The organism is Acinetobacter sp. KS-LM10, assembly GCF_036896575.1.
Lineage (GTDB): Bacteria > Pseudomonadota > Gammaproteobacteria > Pseudomonadales > Moraxellaceae > Acinetobacter > Acinetobacter avistercoris.
Genome location: NZ_CP145906.1, coordinates 2992298 through 3012604, shown reverse-complemented (window position 1 = coordinate 3012604; position 20307 = coordinate 2992298). Strand labels below are relative to the sequence as shown.

Here is a 20307-nt window from a genome sequence, read left to right as displayed (position 1 = left end):
TGATTCCTCATGTCTCGTGTGGCTAAAGCCCCAGTAACTGTACCTAACGGTGTAACAGTTACTCAGAACGGCCGGCAGGTCGAAGTGAAAGGCACTAAAGGTACATTGTCTTTCAACCTGCATGCGCTGGTCGAGCTTAAACAGGAAGAAGGTAATCTTCAAGTTGCTCCAGTTAAAGAGTCGAAAGACGCTTGGATGCAAGCTGGTACAGCTCGCGCTGTACTTAACAACCTTGTTAAAGGTGTTAGTGAAGGCTTCGAACGTAAGTTACAACTGATCGGTGTTGGTTATAAAGCTGCGGTTAAAGGTGACGTTGTTCATCTTAACCTAGGTTTTTCACATCCAATCGATTACAAACTTCCTGAAGGTGTAACTGCTGAAACTCCAACTGCTACTGAAATCATTTTGAAATCAGCAAGCAAACATTTGTTGGGTCAAGCAGCTGCAAATATCCGTTCTTATCGTGAGCCAGAGCCTTATAAAGGTAAAGGTGTTCGTTATTCGGATGAAGTTGTTCTTCGTAAAGAAGCTAAGAAGAAATAAGGCGCGAGGTTCTAATGAACGAAAAGAAACAAACCCGCTTGCGTCGTGCGAAAAGCACACGCTTGCACATCCGTGCATTGGGTGCGACTCGTTTGTGTGTAAACCGCACTCCGCGTCACATCTACGCTCAAGTAATTTCAGCAGATGGTGGCAAAGTATTAGCGCAAGCTTCTACTTTAGATGCATCTTTACGTAGCGGTTCTACCGGTAACGTTGATGCAGCTACTAAAGTTGGTGCTTTAATCGCAGAACGTGCTGTAGCGGCTGGCGTAACTAAGGTTGCATTTGACCGTTCTGGCTTTAAATATCATGGTCGTATCAAAGCCTTGGCTGATGCTGCTCGTGAAAACGGCTTGGAGTTCTAATCATGGCTAAAGTTGAACAAAACGAAGGTCTTGTTGAAAAGCTGGTTGCCGTTGATCGTGTAGCCAAAGTTGTTAAGGGTGGCCGTATCTTCTCTTTCACAGCATTGACTGTGGTTGGTGATGGTAATGGTCGTGTAGGTTTTGGTCGTGGTAAAGCACGTGAAGTTCCAGCTGCTATTTCTAAAGCACTTGAAGCTGCACGTCGTAACATGATTACCGTTGAACTTGTTAACGGTACTGTACAACACCCTATTAATGCTCGTCACGGTGCAAGCCGCGTTTACATGCAACCTGCTTCTGAAGGTACTGGTGTAATTGCTGGTGGTGCTATGCGTGCAGTTCTAGAAGCTGTTGGCGTACACAACGTGTTGACAAAATGTTATGGTTCTACTAATGCTGCTAACGTAGTTAACGCAACTTTCAAAGGTTTGCGTGATATGACTTCTCCTGAGAAAGTCGCTGCGAAACGTGGACTTTCAGTAGAACAAATTCAAGGGTAATCAATCATGAAAACGATTAAAGTTACCCAGACTAAATCTTCTTCTCATCGTTTGAAAAATCACAAACTGAGCTTGAAAGGTTTAGGTCTGCGTCGTATTGGTCATACAGTAGAAGTGCAAGATACACCTTCTAACCGCGGTATGATCAACCAAGTCTACTATATGGTTAGTGTAGAGGAGTAAGCCATGACTCTGCGTTTAAATGAACTAGCACCTGCTGAAGGTGCAAAACGTAATAATATACGTAAAGGTCGTGGTATCGGCTCTGGCGTTGGTAAGACTGGTGGTCGTGGTGTGAAAGGTCAAACTTCACGTTCTGGCGGCGGTGTTCGTCCAGGATTCGAAGGTGGTCAAACTGCATTGTACCGTCGTTTACCAAAATTCGGTTTCACTAGCCAATTGGCTTTGAAAACGGCTGAAGTACGTTTATCAGAACTTAATAAAGTTGAAGGTGATATTGTTTCACTTGAAACTTTAAAAGCTGCGAATGTTGTACGTAAAGATATGATTCGTGCGCGTATCGTTCTTTCTGGTGAAATCACTCGTGCATTCACTGTTCAAGGTGTTGCATTGACTAAAGGCGCTAAAGTTGCTCTAGAAGCTGCTGGCGGTAAAGTCGAGGAGTAATCGCGAGTGTCTATGTCTCCTAGTTCTGCTGGTCATGTTCACATGATGAAGGGTCAGCCATTTCACGTGAAATATCGTGAAATCATACGCCGATTAATGTTTTTAGTTGGTGCATTGGTTGTCTTTAGGCTAGGAGCGCATATTCCGCTGCCAGGTATTGATAATGTCGCTTTAGAACGTTTTTTTAATGCAAATCAAGGTACATTCCTTGGTTTGTTTAATATGTTCTCTGGTGGGGCATTGGAACGAATGTCCATTCTTGCGTTAGGAATTATGCCGTACATCTCTGCATCTATTATTGTGCAGTTGATGTCTTCGGTGGTTCCTTCGCTGGAAGCATTAAAGAAAGAAGGCGAGCAGGGTAAGCGCAAGATCAACCAATATACGCGTTACGGCACGTTATTTCTTGCAATCGTGCAAGGTATCGGGATGTGTGCTGGTCTGATTAGTCAAGGGATTACCTTTACGTCAGGTTTAGCTTTTTATATTCCAGCGCTAACGTCATTAGTTGCAGGTACCATGTTCTTAATGTGGTTAGGAGAACAAATTACCGAACGTGGTGTTGGTAATGGTATCTCTATGATCATTTTTGCCGGGATTGTGGCGGGTTTGCCAAGCATGGTTATTCAATCATTTACCCTTGTGGAAAATGGTCAGTCTAGCTTGATTGGTATTGCTATATTTGGTCTGTTATCTTTGGCTGTTTTGGCAGCTATTGTGTTCATTGAAAAGGCACAACGTCGTATACCTGTAAACTATGCTCAAAAGCAGCAAGGTCGTCGAGTATTTACTGCACAACAGACTCATTTGCCATTGAAAATTAACATGGCAGGGGTAATTCCAGCAATTTTCGCGAGTTCATTATTGTTGTTCCCTGCAAGTTTAGGTCAATGGTTAGGCAGTGCTGATCCAAGCGCAGGAATTGTAAAGCGTTCACTACAAGATTTGGCATTAGTTTTATCGCCTGGTCAGCCTTTGTATTTAGTGCTCTTCGGTGCGTTAATTATTTTCTTCTGTTATTTCTATACTGCACTTGTGTTCAGTCCTAAAGAGGTATCAGAGAATTTAAAGCGCAGCGGTGCATATGTACCAGGTATACGCCCAGGTGAGCAAACTGCTCGTTATTTAGATCATATTCTTAGTCGTTTAACTTTTATTGGCGCGATTTATATTACAGTTATATGTTTAATGCCGATGGTACTGCAAAGTTCTTTTGGTATTCCATTTCATTTGGGTGGAACATCACTGTTAATCGTAGTCGTTGTTGTGATGGACTTTATGGCTCAGCTACAGGCCCATCTCACTTCACGTCAATATGATAATCAAACACTAATGAGTAAAACGACTGCTCATCCGAAAGGATAAGCGCACTTAGAAAGGTTTCATTATGAAAGTTCAAGCTTCTGTAAAGAAAATTTGTGGTAGCTGTAAAGTTATCCGTCGTAATGGGGTTATTCGCGTAATTTGCAGCGCAGAACCTCGTCATAAACAGCGTCAAGGTTAATCTAATCAAGACCTGTTGATTTCAGTAGGCTAATTAGGTTATTATCCGCCCCTCAAGATTTTGTCGGGCGGTTGATCATATCTACTGCCTTTTTGGAGAAAGTGAATGGCTCGTATTGCCGGTGTAAACATTCCGGATAACAAGCATGCTGTTATCTCTCTTACGTATATCTTTGGTATTGGTCGCCATACTGCTAAGAACATCTTAGCGGCTGTTGGTATCGCTACTACTACTAAGATTCGCGAATTAGATGACGCTCAGCTTGATGCGATTCGTGCAGAAATTACTAAGGTTCCGACCGAAGGTGATTTACGTCGCGAAATTTCCATGAACATTAAACGTTTAATGGATTTAGGCTGCTACCGCGGTCTTCGTCATCGTCGCAGCTTGCCTGTCCGCGGACAACGCACCAAAACTAACGCACGTACCCGTAAAGGTCCGCGCAAACCGATTAAGAAATAAGATTTCTGGAAGCTAAAAGATGGCTAAAGATACACGCGCACGCAAGAAGGTCACTCGTACCGTCTCTGAAGGTGTTGCACACATTCACGCTTCTTTTAATAACACCATTGTGACTATTACCGATCGTCAAGGTAATGCACTGGCTTGGGCTACCTCTGGTGGACAAGGCTTCCGTGGATCACGTAAATCAACTCCGTTCGCTGCTCAGGTAGCTGCTGAAGTTGCTGGTAAAGCAGCTTTAGACTACGGTTTGAAAAACTTGGATGTCCTTGTAAAAGGTCCTGGTCCAGGTCGTGAATCTGCGGTACGTGCTTTAGGTGCAGTGGGTTATAAAATTAACAGCATTACCGATGTGACGCCAATCCCGCACAACGGTTGCCGTCCACCTAAAAAACGTCGCGTCTAAGGAGAATCATTCATGGCTCGTTATATTGGTCCAAAATGCAAACTCTCTCGCCGCGAAGGGACAGACCTGCAACTTAAGTCAGGCGTTAAACCGTTTGATGTTAAGACAAAAAAACATGCGAAAGCTCCTGGCCAACACGGCGGAGCTCGTGGTAGCAAACAATCTGAGTACTCACTACAATTACGTGAAAAACAAAAAGTACGTCGTATGTACGGTGTGTTAGAACGTCAATTTAGTAACTACTACAAAGAAGCTGCTCGTGTTAAAGGCGCAACAGGTGAAAACTTGTTGAAATTGCTTGAAAGCCGTATTGATAACGTTGTTTATCGCATGGGCTTTGGTTCTACACGTGCAGAAGCTCGTCAGCTTGTATCTCACCGCAGCATTACTTTGAATGGTCGTCGTGTTAACATCGCGTCTATTCAAGTGAAAGCGGGCGATGTGATTGCAGTACATGAGAGCTCTAAGTCTCAATTACGTATTAAGAACGCAATTGAATTAGCTGCTCAGCGTGGAACTCCTGCTTGGATGGAAATTGACCATACTAAGTTAGAAGGTACATTCAAATCTGCACCAGATCGTTCTGATTTACCTGCTGAAATCAATGAAAGCTTGATTGTTGAATTGTATTCTAAATAATCCTTGAGGTAGCAATAATGACGCGTACTGCAAACGAGTTTCTAACTCCGCAAGCGATCAAGGTCGAAGCGGCAAGCGGGACCTCGGCAAAAGTGATTCTAGAACCTTTAGAGCGTGGCTTTGGTCACACCTTAGGTAATGCTTTACGTCGTATCCTTCTATCATCTCTACCTGGCGCTGCTGTGGTAGAAGTAGAGATTGAAGGCGTCGAGCACGAGTACAGTACTTTAGAAGGCTTGCAGCAGGACATCGTCGAGCTCTTGCTGAACCTTAAAGGATTGTCTATTAAGCTGTTCGATCAAAATGAAGCATATTTAACATTAGAGAAACAAGGGGCAGGTGACGTAACTGCAGCTGACCTTCGTTTACCTCATAATGTTGAAGTGATTAACCCTGAACATTTGATCGGCACGTTAAGTGCATCAGGCTCATTAAAAATGCGCTTGAAAGTTGTTCAAGGTCGTGGATATGAGACTTCTGACTCACGTTTCCCAGAAGGCGAAACTCGCCCTGTGGGTCGTTTACAGTTAGATGCTTCTTATAGCCCTATCAAGCGTGTGTCTTACACAGTTGAAAATGCTCGTGTAGAACAACGTACGGATCTTGACAAATTGGTCATTGATCTTGAAACAAATGGTACTGTTGATCCAGAAGAAGCAATCCGCAAAGCGGCAACAATCTTGCAACAACAAATTGCAATTTTTGTTGATCTTCAGAAAGATCAAGCTCCAGTTGCTCAAGAACCTCGTGAAGAAGTTGATCCAATATTGCTTCGTCCAGTAGATGATCTAGAGCTTACTGTTCGTTCTGCTAACTGTTTGAAAGCAGAAAATATTTACTACATCGGTGATCTTGTTCAACGTACTGAAGTTGAGTTATTAAAAACTCCTAACTTAGGTAAAAAATCGTTGACTGAGATTAAAGATGTTCTGGCTTCGAAAGGCTTGCAACTCGGAATGCGTTTAGAAAACTGGCCACCAGCTAGTTTACGCATGGACGATCGCTTTGCCTATCGTAGCCGTTAATTAAGTAGGACTATCACCATGCGTCATCGTAATAGTGGTGTGAAATTAGGCCGTACAAGCAGTCATCGTAAAGCGATGTTCCAAAACATGGCTAATTCTTTGTTCGAACACGAGTTAATTAAAACAACTGTTCCTAAAGCAAAAGAATTACGTCGTGTTGCTGAGCCTTTAATCACTTTAGCTAAAGTCGATTCTGTAGCAAACCGTCGTTTAGCGTTTGCTCGTACTCGTTCAGCAGTAACTGTAGGTAAATTATTTACAGTTCTTGGCCCTCGTTATAAAGAACGTAACGGCGGCTATCTACGTGTTCTTAAAGCGGGCTTCCGTGCAGGTGATGCTGCACCGATGGCTTACGTTGAGCTAGTAGATCGCGAAGTTAAATAATTTCGTATGAATAACTTCTGTTGTTCAAAAAAGGTCGACTTTTAGTCGACCTTTTTTATTGTCTGACAATTTTTGATTTTGACCCAAAATGATATAAATAAAAGTTAAAAAATACAAACTTGACATTGTGTATTGTCAAAAATATGTTTAAATAAAAATGTATTAATAAAGGTAATAAAAAAAATGGAAAAGCAAGTTGATATTCTTATTGTTGGTGCTGGTATCTCAGGAATTGGTATTGCAGCGCATTTAACTAAAAATAATCCTAATCGTCGTTATGACATTATTGAACGTCGTAAAAGTTATGGCGGGACTTGGGATTTCTTTAAATATCCGGGCATACGTTCCGATTCAGATATGTCTACTTTTGGTTATAATTTTAAACCTTGGCAAAAAGCCAATGTCCTTGCAGATGGCGCTTCAATCAAAGGATACTTGGGTGAAGTGGTTGAAGAATATAATATTAAAGATAAAATTCATTTTGAACATCGGGTACTGGCAGCAAACTATGATTCTTCGATAAAGAAATGGATTGTTCAGATTGAAGATGCTCAACAAAAAATACAAACTTGGATTGCCAATTTTGTGATTGGGTGTACAGGTTATTATAATTATGATCAAGGATTTCAGCCTGATTTTCCGAATCAAGAAGCGTTCAAAGGTCAAATTATTCACCCACAATTTTGGCCTGAAAATCTAGATTATGCAGGCAAAAAAGTCGTCATTATTGGAAGTGGTGCTACAGCGATTACACTCGTTCCAGCGCTAGCAAAAACGGGTGTGGGACATGTGACGATGTTACAACGTTCACCAACCTATATCGCTTCAGTACCTTCTATTGATTTTGTTTATGATAAGTCGCGTAAGTTTTTATCAGAAGATATGGCTTATAAGTTGACTCGAGCACGTAATATTGGTTTGCAACGCGCGATATTTGCCTTGTCAAAAAGCCAACCTAAATTGGTACGCAGCTTGTTGTTGAAATCAGTTGAAGTACAACTGAAGGGTAAAGTGGATATGAAACACTTTACACCAAGTTATGACCCTTGGGATCAGCGTTTATGTGTGGTTCCAGATGGTGATTTGTTTAAGATTCTACGTGCAGGTAAGGCAAGTATTGCAACTGATCACATTGAAAAATTCACTGAGACGGGAATTCAGTTAAAATCTGGAGAGCATTTAGAAGCCGATATTATTGTTTCTGCAACAGGTCTTGAAATTCAAATTATGGGTGGTATTAAAGCAACAATCGATAATAAACCACTCAATACCAGCGAACATATGCTTTATAACGGTGTGATGGTGAGTGATATACCTAATATGGCAATGGTCATTGGTTATGTAAATGCATCATGGACACTGAAAGTTGATGTCGTTGCCGATTATATTTGTCGCTTGTTTAAATATATGGAAAAAAATGGCTTTGACGAAGTGATTGCACCTACTGACCATACTGCAATCCTAGATGAAACAGTGATGGGTGAGATGAGTTCAGGTTATATTGCACGTGCTGCGGCTCAATTACCTAAACAGGGTAGTAAAGCTCCCTGGATGGCAACGCATAACTATTTAACGGATCGTAAAGATCTTAAAAATGCGAAGTTTAATGATGGAATTTTAAAATTTTCAAAATTAGAAAAACATTCAGAACGTAAACCAAAACTCGTCTCTTAAGCCTTGTGTATTAAGCAATAAAAAAAGGAGCGTTATGCTCCTTTTTTTATTTTTTTACTTATGTATTTTAAGCAAAATCAACTTTAAACAAACGCAATTTTGAAAAATTCGACTTTAACAAAAATCATTCTATTTATTCTGTTTTACAATGAGCGTGAAATCAACTCTTTCATAATTTCATTGGTACCTGCATAAATACGATTAGCACGGTTATCAATATAAGCGCGTGCGATTGGATATTCCAGCATATAACCATAACCACCATGAAGTTGTAAGCATTCATCTACGACTTTTGAAAACATCTCAGAGATTTTATATTTTGCTGCAGCTGCAGCGTCAATACCTAAGCTTCCTTCAAGTTGTAGCTCCATACATCTGTCTAAATAGGCGCGGCAAAAATCAATTTCTGTACGCATTTCTGCCAATTTAAAGCGAGTGTTTTGGAATCCACCAATCGCTTTACCAAAGGCTTTACGGTCTTTGGTATATTGAACAGTATGTGCAAATGCAGCTTCAGCACCTGCTTGGCAAATAATAGCAACCAACATACGTTCCCATGCCAATTCTTTCATGAGCATAATAAAGCCCATGCCTTCAGCACCAATTAAGTTTTCTTTTGGAATTCGGACATTATCAAAAAATAATTCACAGGTATCTTGACCTTTCATACCAATTTTATTGAGCGGTTTACCTTTTGAGAAGCCAGCTCGGTTTGCTTCAACGATAAAGAGGGATAAATTTGCAGAACCTTTTTCACTATTACCTGTTTTGCAAACCACAATCACCATGTCGCATAAGTAACCATTGGTAATAAAGATCTTTGAACCATTGATGACGTATTCATCACCTTCAAGCACAGCAGAAGTACGAACCCCTTGAAGATCAGATCCAGTTCCTGGTTCAGTCATGGCTATGGCTGTAATGACTTCACCTGATGCCATTTTAGGAAGCCAGTACTTTTTTTGATCTTCGTTGGCAAAATTATTTAAGTAATTCGCGACAATATCAGAGTGTAAAGAAAAGCCAGTGGATGAATCCATCGCATAAGCTTGTTCTTCGATTAAAATCATACTGTAAAGACGATCCACACCATAGCCACCATATTCTTCAGGCATGGTGGTGCAGAGTAAACCCATTTCACCCGCTTTATTCCAAAGATCACGGTCAACATGTTGTTGAGACTCATATTTTTCTATATTTGGAACGACTTCTTTTTGATAAAACTTTCGTACGGTTTCACGAAATGCTTCATGTTCAGCATTTAATAATTTACGTGGCAACATATTGGCTAAAGGGCGAATTGCAGCAGCTTGCATGACGTGTAGATCCATTTCTGTTCTTAGGTTGTGTTTGAAAGTAAGCCATATCTCAGACTGCTACAATGCGATGAATGCTCATTTAAAGCTTGAAAATGAGCTGTTTGGTCAGTCGAACATTATTTCAAACATAATGTGCTTTGCTTCGGTTAAACTACTTGTAAATATATGTTTGAATAGGATTAGGGGATTACAATGTTCGATGAACTCACACTAGAAGAACGAAAAGTCATCTATCGTGCACGTCGTGGTTTAAAGGAAATTGATGTTTATTTTGATCCCTATGTAAAGCAATATTATTTTCAGGCAGATGAAAGTGAAAAGTTAATGTTTGCAGAGTTGGTTGATCAAGAAGATCCAGATCTGTTGGATTGGTTTATGGAAGTATCTGAACCACCACGTCCTGAGTTGCGAGAATTTATTCAAAAACTTAAAAATTATGTACATGGTGAATGAAAGCTATGCGTTGAAACACAGTCGAATAGCGACTGTGTTTCAGCTTATTTGTTTTTTAATCATGAATAGTCTTTTATTTGTCTTAATCAGTTTTTGGTTGTGGTTGATTTCATTTTTATTGATGTGCCTTGTTTGGTCTATTTATAGAAATAAAATTAATGTGCAGAAAATTGAACAACTTGAATATGATGAATGGTCCATTCAATATCGAAATCAATCCAAAATTCAACGTGCTATTTTAACTAATACAATTGACCATTATTTTTATGTCGTCTTATATTTTGAGAGAGATAAACCTAAAAATATTGTGATTTGGAAGGATCAACTCGATAAAAAAGCATGGAAAAAACTGTTGATACGGATAAATCTAAACTAATTGTCTAACAAAAAACTTATATACAATATTTTTATTTATATTAAAAAACAATAATTTGGAATGTTTTGTCTCTTTTTATCATCAATCTGTCCGACTAGAATGAATACAATATTGATTGTCTAACAATTTTTTTAGAAATTATTATTTTTTACAGTACATTAAATATACCAACAGCAAATGAGAAATTTCTAATGACTGAAATTCAAATGTGGTTGTTTCTAGTCGTTGCCGTATTTATGGCAATCATAGTAGGGAGACTAGGAACTGTGCTGAGGGAACGATTAGAGCATAAAAATCTAAACTAAATTAACTCTTTCGAGGGTTTTGTGTTTAATAAGTAGCTTGCGCCGAACCGTCGCAATGCTACTTTTTTTTGCCTAAAATTTGAATAATAAGATTAACAGGTCAATTTTTTATGATCCGATCAATGACAGACTTAAGAGATTGAAATGAGGGTATTATTCCTTTTCATCAGATAATCATTCTGATATTTTAAATTGAAAGGATTTCAAACAATTATTATATAGAGGACAGGATATGTCTAAAGTCCATAAAATCAGTCAATTGATTTTTACCGCAGCATTCACGACCAGTGTTCTATCTGGTTGTTCGTATGCAGTTAAATCTGGGGCAAATATCGCACTAGGTTTCAGTGAAAAACATATTGTTCCACCGATCCTCGCGATGAGTGATACGGATATGGCATGTAATCAGGGCACAGCTTTAACGCCAGTGATTATGGCAACCAAGGATATGGGAGCGGATCCTACCCGTATGGCAGTGCTTTTGTATTCTGCTGCAGGAATGTGTGCAGAAAATAATGCATTGAATGCGGAGCTTAGATATTTAAGAGCAGCAAAAGCAGGGCAAGTCACAGAGGCGCAAGATGCGCGTATTGAACAAAAGCGTTGGGCAGCAGTCGCATCACAGCGTCAATATACGGGTTATCAACTTTTTGCAGAGCGCTGGCAGTCTAAATACAAATATACTTTAGGCGATTCATGTCCAAAGATGCGAACTAATTTAGATCAAACGGTTTACTTACTTGGAATGTTGAGTGGTCTTCAGTCCATGACCAATGATATTAGCTCTGGTGGACAGGTGAATGTTCCTAAAGACATCGCCGCGATCGTCGAGCGTGGCATGACTTGTCTAGACAATACCAAATTTTGGGGCGTACCTAATGCAACTCGCGCTGTAATTTGGACATTGTTACCAGGTGCAGATGCAGGGAAACCAGATCCATACCAAACACTTAAACAATCGATGCAGATTGGTGAACAAAAAGGTGTACGCTTATCTCATGCGTTGTATGCAGTTGCGGCTCAAGCAAGTGGCGATGATGCAAAAATTCGCGATGCATTAAAGTCTTATGCGGCATCAAGAGCTGAAGATGTTCCGGTAAATCCAGAGTTTAAACTGTTGGATGGAATGGCAGGCCAAATGGTTCAAGCTATTTCTGATCGTTATTGGACAGAAAATACAGGTGTTCGTACAGCGGATGATGGTTTCTCTCGATTCTGGGATGATAAAGGTACATCTGCAGATGATGATTTGTTTGAAGACTTACCATTAGGTGATGCTCCATCGGATGCAGGTAGCTAACAATATAACTTTAAATATTTTTGAATCTATTAGGATATAGGTCAAAACATTTGAAGTTTGAATGAGTGGTGTTTCATAGAAAAGAAGAGTAACTGCTCTTCTTTTCTTATATGAGGGGCTCAATATGAGGGACTGAAATATGCAAGATCAGACTTTATTAAAAAAAATACTTTTCATTGCAATATGTATGAGTATCTCTGCGAGCTTGCAAGTTTTTCAGCATGTCTTTATTTATTGGCGATTTAGTTTTTTTGAAGAAATATGGCGTTGGTGGACTGCGCATTGGGTACATGTAGGGTGGATTCATTATTTTTTAAATATGATCGCCTTTGCCTGCTTGCCTTTTATTTTTCCTCATGTAAAAACCCGTTATCTCTTCATTTTATTATTATTGTTACCACCACTGATTAGTCTAAGTTTTTATTATTATTTTAGTCATATTGAGGCTTATGCTGGGCTCTCAGGTGTTTTGCATGGTTTATATATTGCAGTGGCGCTTTATTTTTTAAAATTCTCGAAAGAACGTAAATTTTCACTTTTAGTGATTGTATTAATCAGCGCTAAAATTATTTGGGAAAATATATTTGGTTCACTTGAGGTCAGTCAACTCATCGGCAGCACTGTTTTGATCGAAGCGCATTTATTGGGATTAATTTGGGGAGCAATACTTGCGCTTGGTTATATGAGTTATGAGTATTTTAAAACTCAAGCATCCATTAAGCGGACCAAAGAATATGAGTGATCTGAAAAACGGTTTAAATACTAAAGAATTAACAATATTTTAGCGACCATACATAGATCTATTCAAATCTTAAGGATATGATCATCATTAGTGATCTATTCTTAAATTGACATTTTTTTATATAAAATGAGTAAAGAAGTCATTATAAAAAAGTTAAAAACAAGGCAAATTCTAAAGAGGATAATGGTGATAAATATTAGACAGATGGATTGTCTAGATTTAGCATCAATAATTAGCTGTACACGTGACGTATAGCGGATATATAAAAATGGAAAAACAATGCAAAAACCAACTAAAAAAAAGTCAGGATTGGGCCTACTGAGTCATATTTGGACTGAGTGGATTTCAGCATTTACCATATTACTCCTGCTATTACTGACATTGATCATTGGTACAGGTGAAATGATCCATGGGCAGATGTTGCGCTTGGGTGAAAACTTGTATGGTGATCCTAAGACGGGAATGCAGTATTCTTTTCTACGTGCAGAACCACAATCGCCATCCTGTGATCGCAATGCGAATATTGATGCGCTTGTAAAAACTCAAATGGAAAGTAATGCGAATAATGAATTCGCAGATATTTTTGGAACAACTTCTGAAGCAGATGTGCGTCAGTCGGTACTGGCTGGACAGCAACTTTGCGAAGAAAAATTTGCCTTTTATGATCGTTCGATCAAGTACTTGGATGAACATCCAACGATTCGTCCTTATCGTACTATGGAAACGACCTTCTTTGGCATTTTCCAGTTTGGCTCAGACAATAAAGCTGTGCTACTTATCATTATGGTGGTTTTAGCTGCGATTACAGCCACTTTAAAAGTTCATCATATTGGTTTACGTGGTCCAAGTAGTCGCATTGATTATCGTGTGTATGCGATTGCAATGGTGTTGGGTAACGGTTTCCTGACCAGTTCTTCAATCAGTCAATACAACTCTGTTCTTAATTCAGGTGTTCCGCCGACGCTAGAAATGAATATCATCTATTGGCTGTGGATGACGCTATTTTCAATATTAACCTTAATCAGTATTTGTCATTTATTTTTTATACCGAAAGAAGCCAAAACTGAAGGTAAATTAGGATTAGCATTTTTAGCGATTCCGCTATATGCCTATATGGCCATCATTACTGGATTTAATTTCACCTTCCTGATGGATTATCCAATGGGACAGGGAATTTATTTAGGACAGTTGGTTGAGTTCTCTTCGATCTTCCTGAATCTTGCTTTGTTTATTTGGGCAGGTATGTTGCTTAAGCAAACCCTGATTATCGATAAGTTTCTAAATATTTTAAGACCTTGGAACTTAGCGCCAGAAACCTTGACTTGGTTGATTCTTCTTGCGGCTGCTTTACCTACGGCTTATACAGGCGCATCGGGTATTTTCGTGATTGCAGCGGGTGCAATCATTTATAAAGAGGTTTGGAATGCTGGAGGTCGTAGACAGTTTGCTTTAGCGACAGCTGCCATGTCAGGTTCTTTAGGTGTCGTACTTCGTCCATGTTTATTGATTGTAGTTGTGGCGTCACTGAATAAAGAAGTGACGACAGATTTACTTTATCAATATGGTCTGTATGTATTCTTAATTACATCGACGTTATTCTTGGTTATTTCCTTATTTTTCGCTGAGCAGAAATTCCGTATTGCCTCTCCAGCAGAAGCTATTCCACGCTCAGGTAAAGCGCTTTTAGCGACCATACCTTATATCTTAGTATTCCTAAGCGTTTGGTTATTCTATAAATATGCTTTAGCGACAAACTTAAATGAGTTTACTGCACCTGTCATGATGCCAATCATTTTGCTGATCATGGTGTTATATGAAAAATTGCGTCATCAACCTGCGCCATTGGCAGCGGTTGGTCATTGGGATACGACCTTAAGTAGTGTTTCAATCGAGAAAGAGGCAGAAAAGGCTAAGCTTCCTGCAGAGAAAATTGCACAACAAGATAGCCCGAATAATCCAGAGCGTAAGGTGAGCTTATGGCAGTCGATTCATCTCTCTGCAAGTGAAACTGTAGGACATATCGGTGCTCTTGTGATTCTCATGGCACTTTCTGTGAGTGTTGGTGGTTATCTAGAGCGTATCGAGTTGATGGAACACTTCCCAACAGATATTAGTAATATCTACATCGTCATCACACTAATTGTATGTTTGATGGTGTTTGTCGGGATGATTATGGATCCATTTGGTGCTGTGATCTTGATCTCTGCCACCGTGGCCCCAGTTGCATATGGTTATGGTATCGATCCTGTGCATTTCTGGATGATCGCTTTGATTGGCTTTGAGTTGGGTTATGTATCGCCGCCAGTCGCCTTGAACCATCTATTGGCGAGGCAATCAATTGGCGATGATGAAGTTGCTGCTGCTGATGCCGAAGTTAGAGGAATGTCGTTCTATTATAGATTTGAACGATGGATCTTGCCGTTAATCGTGATGATTCCTGCGATGTTGATCGTTGCTTATGGACCGTATATCTTCAAATTATTCGGATGGTATCATTAATAAAAAGCATTAAAATGAGATAACTCAAAACCATAAGCACTTTCGAGTGCTTATGGTGTTTTGTGATGTAGAAAGGAATTTTTGTTCTGTATTAAAATTTCTAATAAGAACTCTTTATTCAGAGTTCAACATCAATAGTTCAATATCAAGAGTTCGACATCAATATTTCCATATAAAAAAGCCACCGTTCTAGGGTGGCTTTTTTATATTAAACGAACAAATCTTACTTTGAGCGGGGTTTAAATTGAATGACTCCAATTTCATCTGCCACTTCAGGTTCAGCGGGTTCTTCTATCTGTGTCGGTCTATTTTCAGCATAGTCACATTCAACGCATTCGATCCATTCTGCATCGCCAGAGGTGAGCATTACAATTCGATCCATAGCTTCACACTTCGGACATTTCGCGCCTGCAATGAAACGACGTCTGATCGACATAATAATTCACCTTAATTTCATGAAGTATTCTAGTTTAAGCGCTTTTGGATGTTGTCGTCCAACCTTGGTGGCGTAATAACGCATCAATTTTAGGTTCGCGGCCACGAAAGCGAATAAATGCATCTAATGCGGTATCTTTACCACCGACCGCAAGAACAGCTTGACGGAATTCTTTACCCGTTTCCACGTTGAAAATACCTTCATTCTCAAAACGATCGAAGGCATCGCTGGCTAAAACCTCTGCCCATTTATACGAATAGTAGCCAGCAGCATAACCACCTGCAAATATATGACTGAAACTATTTTGGAAACGGTTATACGCTGTGGTTGGCAAGACAGAGAATTTACGACGAATCTCATCGAGCGTTGCTTGAATTTTAGTTGCATCTAAAGCAGGATTTTGTTTATGAATACCTAAGTCAAATAATGAAAATTCAATTTGACGTAAAGTTTGCATACCTGACTGGAAGAAACGCGCATCCAATAGGGCTTTTAATAAATCAGCCGGAAGTGGTTGCTTCGTTGTAATGTGTTCGCTAATAAGCGCTAAACTTTCATTGTCCCATGCCCAGAACTCCATGAATTGACTTGGAAGTTCAACCGCATCCCAAGCCACACCATGGGTTCCAGCCACAGAAATATGATCCACTTCAGTTAACAGGTGATGTAAACCATGACCAAATTCATGGAACAGGGTGATGACTTCATCATGGGTGAGTAGTGCAGGTTGCTCGCCTACTGGCGGCGTGAAGTTACCGACCATATAGCAAATCGGTTTCTGTAAACCCTCTTGTGTTTGCATTCTTGAACGGAAGCCGCTCATCCATGCGCCGCCACGTTTACCACTACGGGCATATAAGTCGAAATAAAAACCGCCGACAACATTACCGTTATCTTCCAACTCATAATAATGCGCATCTTTATGCCAAACAGGTGCCTCACGTTCAACGACGTTGATTCCGTAAATTCGGTTCACAATTTTAAATAAGCCCTGAATCACGCGAGGGGTCGGGAAGTAAGGTTTTAAGGCTTCTTGAGACAAGTTGAATTGTTGAACTCTTAGCTTTTCAGAATAGTAAGTGGTATCCCACGGTTGTAGTTCTGTGATGCCGTGCTCGGCAGCTAAACTTTTGAGTTCTTCAATTTCTTTTTGTGCTGGGGTACGAGCATGTTCAGCAAGTTCAACTAAAAATTGATCTACTGCTGCAACGCTCGGCGCCATTTTGCTGGCCAATGAATATTCTGAAAAGTTGTCAAAACCTAATAACGTAGACATCTCTTGACGTAGACTCAGAATTTCTTCCATAACGAGTGTGTTATCAAATTCTGGTTGTGCAGATTGATCTGATGCACGTGTTGTATAGGCTTTAAATAGCTCTTCACGGAGTGCACGGTCTTCCGCATAGGTCATAATCGCGATGTATGAGGGGATGTCTAAAGTTGCAACGGCTTGTTCAAGTTCACGTTGCTGACCGTATTGTTTTAACAGTTCAATGCTGCTTTCAGGTAAACCCTTGAGTTGCTCTTCTGATAAGGGTTTGAAATAGGCTTGAGTTGCATCTAAAACGTGATTTGAAAAGTCAGATCCCAATTGAGATAAACGTGCAGAAATTTCAGCATAGCGTTTTTTTGCTTCGCCTTCGAGTGCTACACCTGATAGTTTGAAGTCACGTAATGCTAATTTAATGGCACTTTGTTGTGCTGCTGAAAGAGTCGTAAATACAGCATCATCATGAACGTGTTGATAGGTTTGATAAAGCGCCGTGTGTTGACCCAACTGAGTATAGTATTCGCTTAAACTAGGTAGAAGTGCTTGATAAACTTCACGTGTTTCAGCGTTGTTCATAACAGCATTGAGGTGGGATAATACGCCCCAAGACTCACTCATTTGATTTTCAAGAGTATCGATTTTTTCTAAAATTTGCAGTTGTTCTTGAACGCTTTCTGGGACCTGTTGTAATTCGGCAATAAAGGTTTGACCATTTTCAATCACTTGCTGAATATCAGCTTTAAGTTGTTCTAAGGTAATTTGATAAAATTGTGGTACAGGCAATGTTGCCTTTTCTAATGTCATAGATTTATGCCGAATTATTAAATAAGTTATATTTATATGTTAGGGTGTTAATCCGTAAATACAAGCTTAGTAGAAAATGAAATATAATTTATGGGCAAATGAAGCTTATTAAAGTGCTTCGATTTTAGAAGAAATTATTTATATAAGAGAATCAATGATGAATTTAAAAAATAATAATGAACTTGTACGTAATGTATTAATTGGTTTAATTGTTACAGTTCTGATGTCTATTTTTACGTCTATTTTTTCTTCTTTTTCTAACAAAATAATTTCTTGGTTTACATCTTATTCTTTGAGCTTTAATCATACTATTTATCAACAAATAGCACTCAGCAATGATCAACTTTACCAACAACAAGTACTTTATATTCTAATGTCTCTTAGCATTGCATTTTTTTCTATTATTTCAATCATAATTATTACGGTAAGCTTCATAAGTAGAAAACATATAAAAACAGAAGTATTGAGTGAAAAAAATCAGCTTTCCTTAGTGGCTTTAGAAAAAGAAACTCTCAACTTAAAGAAACAAACATTAATTCTTTCAAATGTTAATATTTTGCTCAGTTCAATTGTTCTTTTTTTGGTATTGACAAGTTTAAGTTACAACTTAATGGTGAATCGATATGTATCTGAATCGACTAATTATTTCTATTATTTATTAAAAGTAAATGCTGATGATCTCACTGATCTTGAAAAAAACTCTTATATCTCAAAACTTACCCAGATTAAGCATGAGGAGGATTATTTAAGAATAGTTAGATCTCTAGAGGAAAAAGCTTTTATAAAGAGAAAGTTTATAATTTTAAATTCAGTTGTGCGTCCCCAAGACACAATGATTTTAGATCATCCTGGCACAAAAGCTATAGATAAATTTTAAAAAAAAGAGAGCCTAAGCTCTCTTTATGTCAATCCAATGCTTACTCAGGTTTTGGTTTCGCATTAGATTTCTTTTTCTTGGCTTTTGCTTTTTTCTTAGCTTTGTCTTTTGCTTTCGCTTCAGCCGATTTTACAACAGGCTTTTTCTCAGGTTTCTTTGAGAAATCAGTCGAACTAGTCTTTGGTTTTTTCTTACGAACGGGTCGTTCAGCTGTTTCATTTTCAGCTGATTTAGGGCGTTCATCAAAAAGTTTATTAAAGACTTCCTCTTTGGTGGTTGCTCTTGGTTGAGCAACACGCGGTGCACGACTACGAATAGGACGTCCTGCATGTGACAACTGTTGAATCAATTGGAAATCGATTTTACGCTCTTCAAGATTGACACCTGCAACCTTAATGCGGACTTCATCACCGAGACTAAATGTTTGACCACGATTTTGTCCAACTAAGCTTTGGCTGGCTTGATCAAAGACAAAGAAATCATCGCCGAGTTGGCTGACATGTACCATACCATCGACATATAAATCTTTAAGCGTGACAAACAATCCAAATTCAGCAGTCGCACTGATGGTGCCAACAAATTCTTCACCAATATGCTGTTTAATATAATGACACTTTAACCAAGTGGTTACTGAGCGTGATGCTTCATCTGCACGGCGTTCAGTTACAGAGAAGTGTGAACCCGCTTCTTCTAAAGCGCCACCAGATAGCGGTGAAGGCTTTTGTTTTAAATGCGCTTTAATCGCACGATGTAATAACAAGTCAGGGTAGCGACGAATTGGCGAGGTAAAATGCGTATAGGCATCATAAGCCAAACCAAAATGTCCTGCATTGTTCGGTCCATAATACGCTTGCATCATAGAACGTAACAGAACAGCATGAATGCTTGGCGCATCTATACGGTCTTTGGTTGCCTCGATCACAGCTTGGTAATCTTTTTGCGTCGGTTGTTCTGGGAATGTTAAGCCTAACAACTTCACATAATCACGAACTTTTTGAATACGTGAGAACTCTGGTGGCTCATGTATGCGGTACAGCATTGGAATTTCATTTTTCAATGCATATTCAGCAGCTGCAACGTTGGCAAGCAACATACATTCTTCAATCAGTTTATGTGCTTCATTACGACTACGTGGCAGAATTTCTTTAATTCCGCCTAAGTCGTCAAAAGTCATATAGGTTTCAACTGTTTCAAATTCCATGGCATGACGTTCTGCACGTAAGCCTTTGAGTACTTGATAGAGTTGGAAGAGCGTATTGACAGACTTGCGCACTGCGCGATCTTCTGGAATTGCATCACTTTTACCATCTAAATACTCAGCCACTTGAGTGTAAGTCAAACGTGCTTTTGAGTGCATTACAGATGGATAAAACTGATAGCTTGTTACTTTACCGGCGCGTGATAAATTCAAATCACACACCATGCATAGACGGTCTAGATGTGGATTCAGCGAACATAAGCCATTAGACAGTGCTTCAGGTAGCATTGGCAGTACAAAATGTGGGAAATACACTGATGTACCACGATCTTGCGCTTCATTATCCAATGGTTTGTCTAAACGGACATAATGACTCACGTCTGCAATCGCGACGACCACGCGGTAACCACCACCCGGACGTTTTTCAGCATAGACGGCATCATCAAAGTCACGAGCATCTTCGCCGTCAATGGTCACTAAAGCTAAATCACGGAGATCGATACGACCTTCACGATCTTTTGCATTCGGCTCTTTAAAACTTTCTGCGTCTTTAATCACTTCATCAGGAAATGGCTTTGTTGCAGAAAGCTATTCCTGAA

The 20307-nt window shown here is 39.4% G+C and carries 22 protein-coding genes and 1 pseudogene; 19 read left to right on the top strand and 4 right to left on the bottom strand.

Features of this window, described 5'->3' with window-relative positions; all coding sequences use genetic code 11:
• The first annotated feature begins 9 nt into the window (after positions 1-9).
• From rplF to V5M36_RS13540, 13 genes are all read left to right on the top strand, one after another.
• Positions 10-543 (top strand): 50S ribosomal protein L6, encoded by a 534-nt coding sequence (gene rplF, locus V5M36_RS13600; RefSeq protein WP_338559934.1) that lies wholly within the window; start codon positions 10-12, stop codon positions 541-543.
• Between the two features lie 14 nt (positions 544-557).
• On the top strand, positions 558-908 hold the full coding sequence (gene rplR / locus V5M36_RS13595) for a 50S ribosomal protein L18 (protein WP_067661622.1): 351 nt from the start codon (positions 558-560) through the stop codon (positions 906-908).
• Positions 909-910: 2 nt separating this feature from the next.
• Positions 911-1408 (top strand): 30S ribosomal protein S5, encoded by a 498-nt coding sequence (gene rpsE, locus V5M36_RS13590; protein WP_086195763.1) that lies wholly within the window; start codon positions 911-913, stop codon positions 1406-1408.
• Positions 1409-1414: 6 nt separating this feature from the next.
• Complete coding sequence (rpmD, locus tag V5M36_RS13585; RefSeq protein WP_005012961.1) at positions 1415-1591, top strand: 50S ribosomal protein L30; 177 nt, start codon at positions 1415-1417, stop codon at positions 1589-1591.
• A 3-nt stretch (positions 1592-1594) separates the two neighbouring features.
• Positions 1595-2035, top strand: coding sequence for a 50S ribosomal protein L15 (gene rplO / locus V5M36_RS13580; RefSeq protein ID WP_338559927.1), 441 nt, complete (start codon positions 1595-1597; stop codon positions 2033-2035).
• Positions 2036-2080: 45 nt separating this feature from the next.
• Complete coding sequence (gene secY / locus V5M36_RS13575) at positions 2081-3400, top strand: preprotein translocase subunit SecY (RefSeq protein ID WP_338564234.1); 1320 nt, start codon at positions 2081-2083, stop codon at positions 3398-3400.
• A 22-nt stretch (positions 3401-3422) separates the two neighbouring features.
• On the top strand, positions 3423-3539 hold the full coding sequence (gene rpmJ / locus V5M36_RS13570) for a 50S ribosomal protein L36 (RefSeq protein WP_000867907.1): 117 nt from the start codon (positions 3423-3425) through the stop codon (positions 3537-3539).
• A gap of 105 nt (positions 3540-3644) precedes the next feature.
• Complete coding sequence (gene rpsM, locus V5M36_RS13565) at positions 3645-4001, top strand: 30S ribosomal protein S13 (RefSeq protein ID WP_004650467.1); 357 nt, start codon at positions 3645-3647, stop codon at positions 3999-4001.
• 19 nt (positions 4002-4020) lie between these two features.
• The gene (gene rpsK / locus V5M36_RS13560; RefSeq protein WP_004281491.1) at positions 4021-4407 is read left to right on the top strand and encodes a 30S ribosomal protein S11; all 387 of its coding nucleotides are present in this window, start codon (positions 4021-4023) and stop codon (positions 4405-4407) included.
• Between the two features lie 12 nt (positions 4408-4419).
• A complete protein-coding gene (gene rpsD / locus V5M36_RS13555; protein WP_067661606.1) occupies positions 4420-5046 on the top strand; it encodes a 30S ribosomal protein S4 in 627 nt (208 codons plus the stop codon).
• A gap of 17 nt (positions 5047-5063) precedes the next feature.
• On the top strand, positions 5064-6071 hold the full coding sequence (locus V5M36_RS13550) for a DNA-directed RNA polymerase subunit alpha (protein WP_067661604.1): 1008 nt from the start codon (positions 5064-5066) through the stop codon (positions 6069-6071).
• Positions 6072-6089: 18 nt separating this feature from the next.
• Positions 6090-6455 carry a 50S ribosomal protein L17 gene (rplQ, locus tag V5M36_RS13545; protein ID WP_067661602.1) on the top strand — a complete coding sequence of 122 codons (366 nt, stop codon included), beginning with the start codon at positions 6090-6092 and terminating at the stop codon, positions 6453-6455.
• A gap of 183 nt (positions 6456-6638) precedes the next feature.
• Positions 6639-8129: a flavin-containing monooxygenase gene (locus V5M36_RS13540; protein WP_338559917.1), complete on the top strand. Its 1491-nt coding sequence runs from the start codon at positions 6639-6641 to the stop codon at positions 8127-8129.
• Positions 8130-8272: 143 nt separating this feature from the next.
• Here V5M36_RS13540 and V5M36_RS13535 read toward each other — a convergent pair whose 3' ends face one another.
• Positions 8273-9445: an acyl-CoA dehydrogenase family protein gene (locus V5M36_RS13535; RefSeq protein ID WP_338564232.1), complete on the bottom strand. Its 1173-nt coding sequence runs from the start codon at positions 9443-9445 to the stop codon at positions 8273-8275.
• A 195-nt stretch (positions 9446-9640) separates the two neighbouring features.
• Between V5M36_RS13535 and V5M36_RS13530 the strand changes: the two genes are divergently transcribed.
• The 5 genes from V5M36_RS13530 to V5M36_RS13510 all read left to right on the top strand — a co-directional run bounded on the left by V5M36_RS13530 (position 9641) and on the right by V5M36_RS13510 (position 15123).
• Positions 9641-9901, top strand: a complete 261-nt coding sequence (locus V5M36_RS13530; protein ID WP_338559915.1) for an FAD assembly factor SdhE — start codon at positions 9641-9643, stop codon at positions 9899-9901.
• A gap of 61 nt (positions 9902-9962) precedes the next feature.
• Positions 9963-10277 (top strand): protein YgfX, encoded by a 315-nt coding sequence (locus V5M36_RS13525; RefSeq protein WP_338559913.1) that lies wholly within the window; start codon positions 9963-9965, stop codon positions 10275-10277.
• A 537-nt stretch (positions 10278-10814) separates the two neighbouring features.
• Positions 10815-11882: a hypothetical protein gene (locus V5M36_RS13520; RefSeq protein ID WP_338559911.1), complete on the top strand. Its 1068-nt coding sequence runs from the start codon at positions 10815-10817 to the stop codon at positions 11880-11882.
• A gap of 139 nt (positions 11883-12021) precedes the next feature.
• Entirely contained in the window at positions 12022-12624 is a 603-nt protein-coding gene (gene rrtA, locus V5M36_RS13515; protein ID WP_338559909.1) for a rhombosortase, read from the top strand.
• Positions 12625-12903: 279 nt separating this feature from the next.
• Positions 12904-15123 (top strand): TRAP transporter large permease subunit, encoded by a 2220-nt coding sequence (locus tag V5M36_RS13510; RefSeq protein ID WP_338559907.1) that lies wholly within the window; start codon positions 12904-12906, stop codon positions 15121-15123.
• 223 nt (positions 15124-15346) lie between these two features.
• Here the strand turns inward: V5M36_RS13510 and V5M36_RS13505 are convergent, their stop codons facing one another.
• Both V5M36_RS13505 and V5M36_RS13500 read right to left on the bottom strand, forming a co-directional pair.
• On the bottom strand, positions 15347-15559 hold the full coding sequence (locus V5M36_RS13505; RefSeq protein ID WP_338559905.1) for a YheV family putative zinc ribbon protein: 213 nt from the start codon (positions 15557-15559) through the stop codon (positions 15347-15349).
• Positions 15560-15593: 34 nt separating this feature from the next.
• Complete coding sequence (locus V5M36_RS13500; protein ID WP_445206277.1) at positions 15594-17633, bottom strand: M3 family metallopeptidase; 2040 nt, start codon at positions 17631-17633, stop codon at positions 15594-15596.
• Between the two features lie 154 nt (positions 17634-17787).
• On the opposite strand from V5M36_RS13500, the gene V5M36_RS13495 reads away from it, so the two are divergent.
• Entirely contained in the window at positions 17788-18510 is a 723-nt protein-coding gene (locus V5M36_RS13495) for a hypothetical protein (RefSeq protein ID WP_338559903.1), read from the top strand.
• Between the two features lie 40 nt (positions 18511-18550).
• On the opposite strand, the pseudogene rnr reads toward V5M36_RS13495, so the two are convergent.
• A pseudogene (rnr, locus tag V5M36_RS13490) lies at positions 18551-20278 on the bottom strand (ribonuclease R); the annotation flags it as partial.
• Positions 20279-20307 lie beyond the last annotated feature (29 nt).

Excerpts from the sequence above, each read along its gene's own strand:
- V5M36_RS13495 (WP_338559903.1), top strand. The coding sequence starts at position 17,788 with ATGATGAATTTAAAAAATAATAATGAACTTGTACGTAATGTATTAATT.
- rrtA (WP_338559909.1), top strand. The coding sequence starts at position 12,022 with ATGCAAGATCAGACTTTATTAAAAAAAATACTTTTCATTGCAATATGT.
- V5M36_RS13525 (WP_338559913.1), top strand. The coding sequence starts at position 9,963 with ATGAATAGTCTTTTATTTGTCTTAATCAGTTTTTGGTTGTGGTTGATT.
- rplQ (WP_067661602.1), top strand. The coding sequence starts at position 6,090 with ATGCGTCATCGTAATAGTGGTGTGAAATTAGGCCGTACAAGCAGTCAT.
- rpsM (WP_004650467.1), top strand. The coding sequence starts at position 3,645 with ATGGCTCGTATTGCCGGTGTAAACATTCCGGATAACAAGCATGCTGTT.
- secY (WP_338564234.1), top strand. The coding sequence starts at position 2,081 with ATGAAGGGTCAGCCATTTCACGTGAAATATCGTGAAATCATACGCCGA.
- V5M36_RS13520 (WP_338559911.1), top strand. The coding sequence starts at position 10,815 with ATGTCTAAAGTCCATAAAATCAGTCAATTGATTTTTACCGCAGCATTC.
- V5M36_RS13500 (WP_445206277.1), bottom strand. The coding sequence starts at position 17,633 with ATGACATTAGAAAAGGCAACATTGCCTGTACCACAATTTTATCAAATT.
- V5M36_RS13530 (WP_338559915.1), top strand. The coding sequence starts at position 9,641 with ATGTTCGATGAACTCACACTAGAAGAACGAAAAGTCATCTATCGTGCA.
- V5M36_RS13540 (WP_338559917.1), top strand. The coding sequence starts at position 6,639 with ATGGAAAAGCAAGTTGATATTCTTATTGTTGGTGCTGGTATCTCAGGA.
- V5M36_RS13550 (WP_067661604.1), top strand. The coding sequence starts at position 5,064 with ATGACGCGTACTGCAAACGAGTTTCTAACTCCGCAAGCGATCAAGGTC.
- rpmD (WP_005012961.1), top strand. The coding sequence starts at position 1,415 with ATGAAAACGATTAAAGTTACCCAGACTAAATCTTCTTCTCATCGTTTG.
- V5M36_RS13535 (WP_338564232.1), bottom strand. The coding sequence starts at position 9,445 with ATGCAAGCTGCTGCAATTCGCCCTTTAGCCAATATGTTGCCACGTAAA.
- V5M36_RS13505 (WP_338559905.1), bottom strand. The coding sequence starts at position 15,559 with ATGTCGATCAGACGTCGTTTCATTGCAGGCGCGAAATGTCCGAAGTGT.
- rplO (WP_338559927.1), top strand. The coding sequence starts at position 1,595 with ATGACTCTGCGTTTAAATGAACTAGCACCTGCTGAAGGTGCAAAACGT.
- rpsD (WP_067661606.1), top strand. The coding sequence starts at position 4,420 with ATGGCTCGTTATATTGGTCCAAAATGCAAACTCTCTCGCCGCGAAGGG.
- rpsK (WP_004281491.1), top strand. The coding sequence starts at position 4,021 with ATGGCTAAAGATACACGCGCACGCAAGAAGGTCACTCGTACCGTCTCT.
- rpsE (WP_086195763.1), top strand. The coding sequence starts at position 911 with ATGGCTAAAGTTGAACAAAACGAAGGTCTTGTTGAAAAGCTGGTTGCC.
- V5M36_RS13510 (WP_338559907.1), top strand. The coding sequence starts at position 12,904 with ATGCAAAAACCAACTAAAAAAAAGTCAGGATTGGGCCTACTGAGTCAT.
- rplR (WP_067661622.1), top strand. The coding sequence starts at position 558 with ATGAACGAAAAGAAACAAACCCGCTTGCGTCGTGCGAAAAGCACACGC.
- rpmJ (WP_000867907.1), top strand. The coding sequence starts at position 3,423 with ATGAAAGTTCAAGCTTCTGTAAAGAAAATTTGTGGTAGCTGTAAAGTT.
- rplF (WP_338559934.1), top strand. The coding sequence starts at position 10 with ATGTCTCGTGTGGCTAAAGCCCCAGTAACTGTACCTAACGGTGTAACA.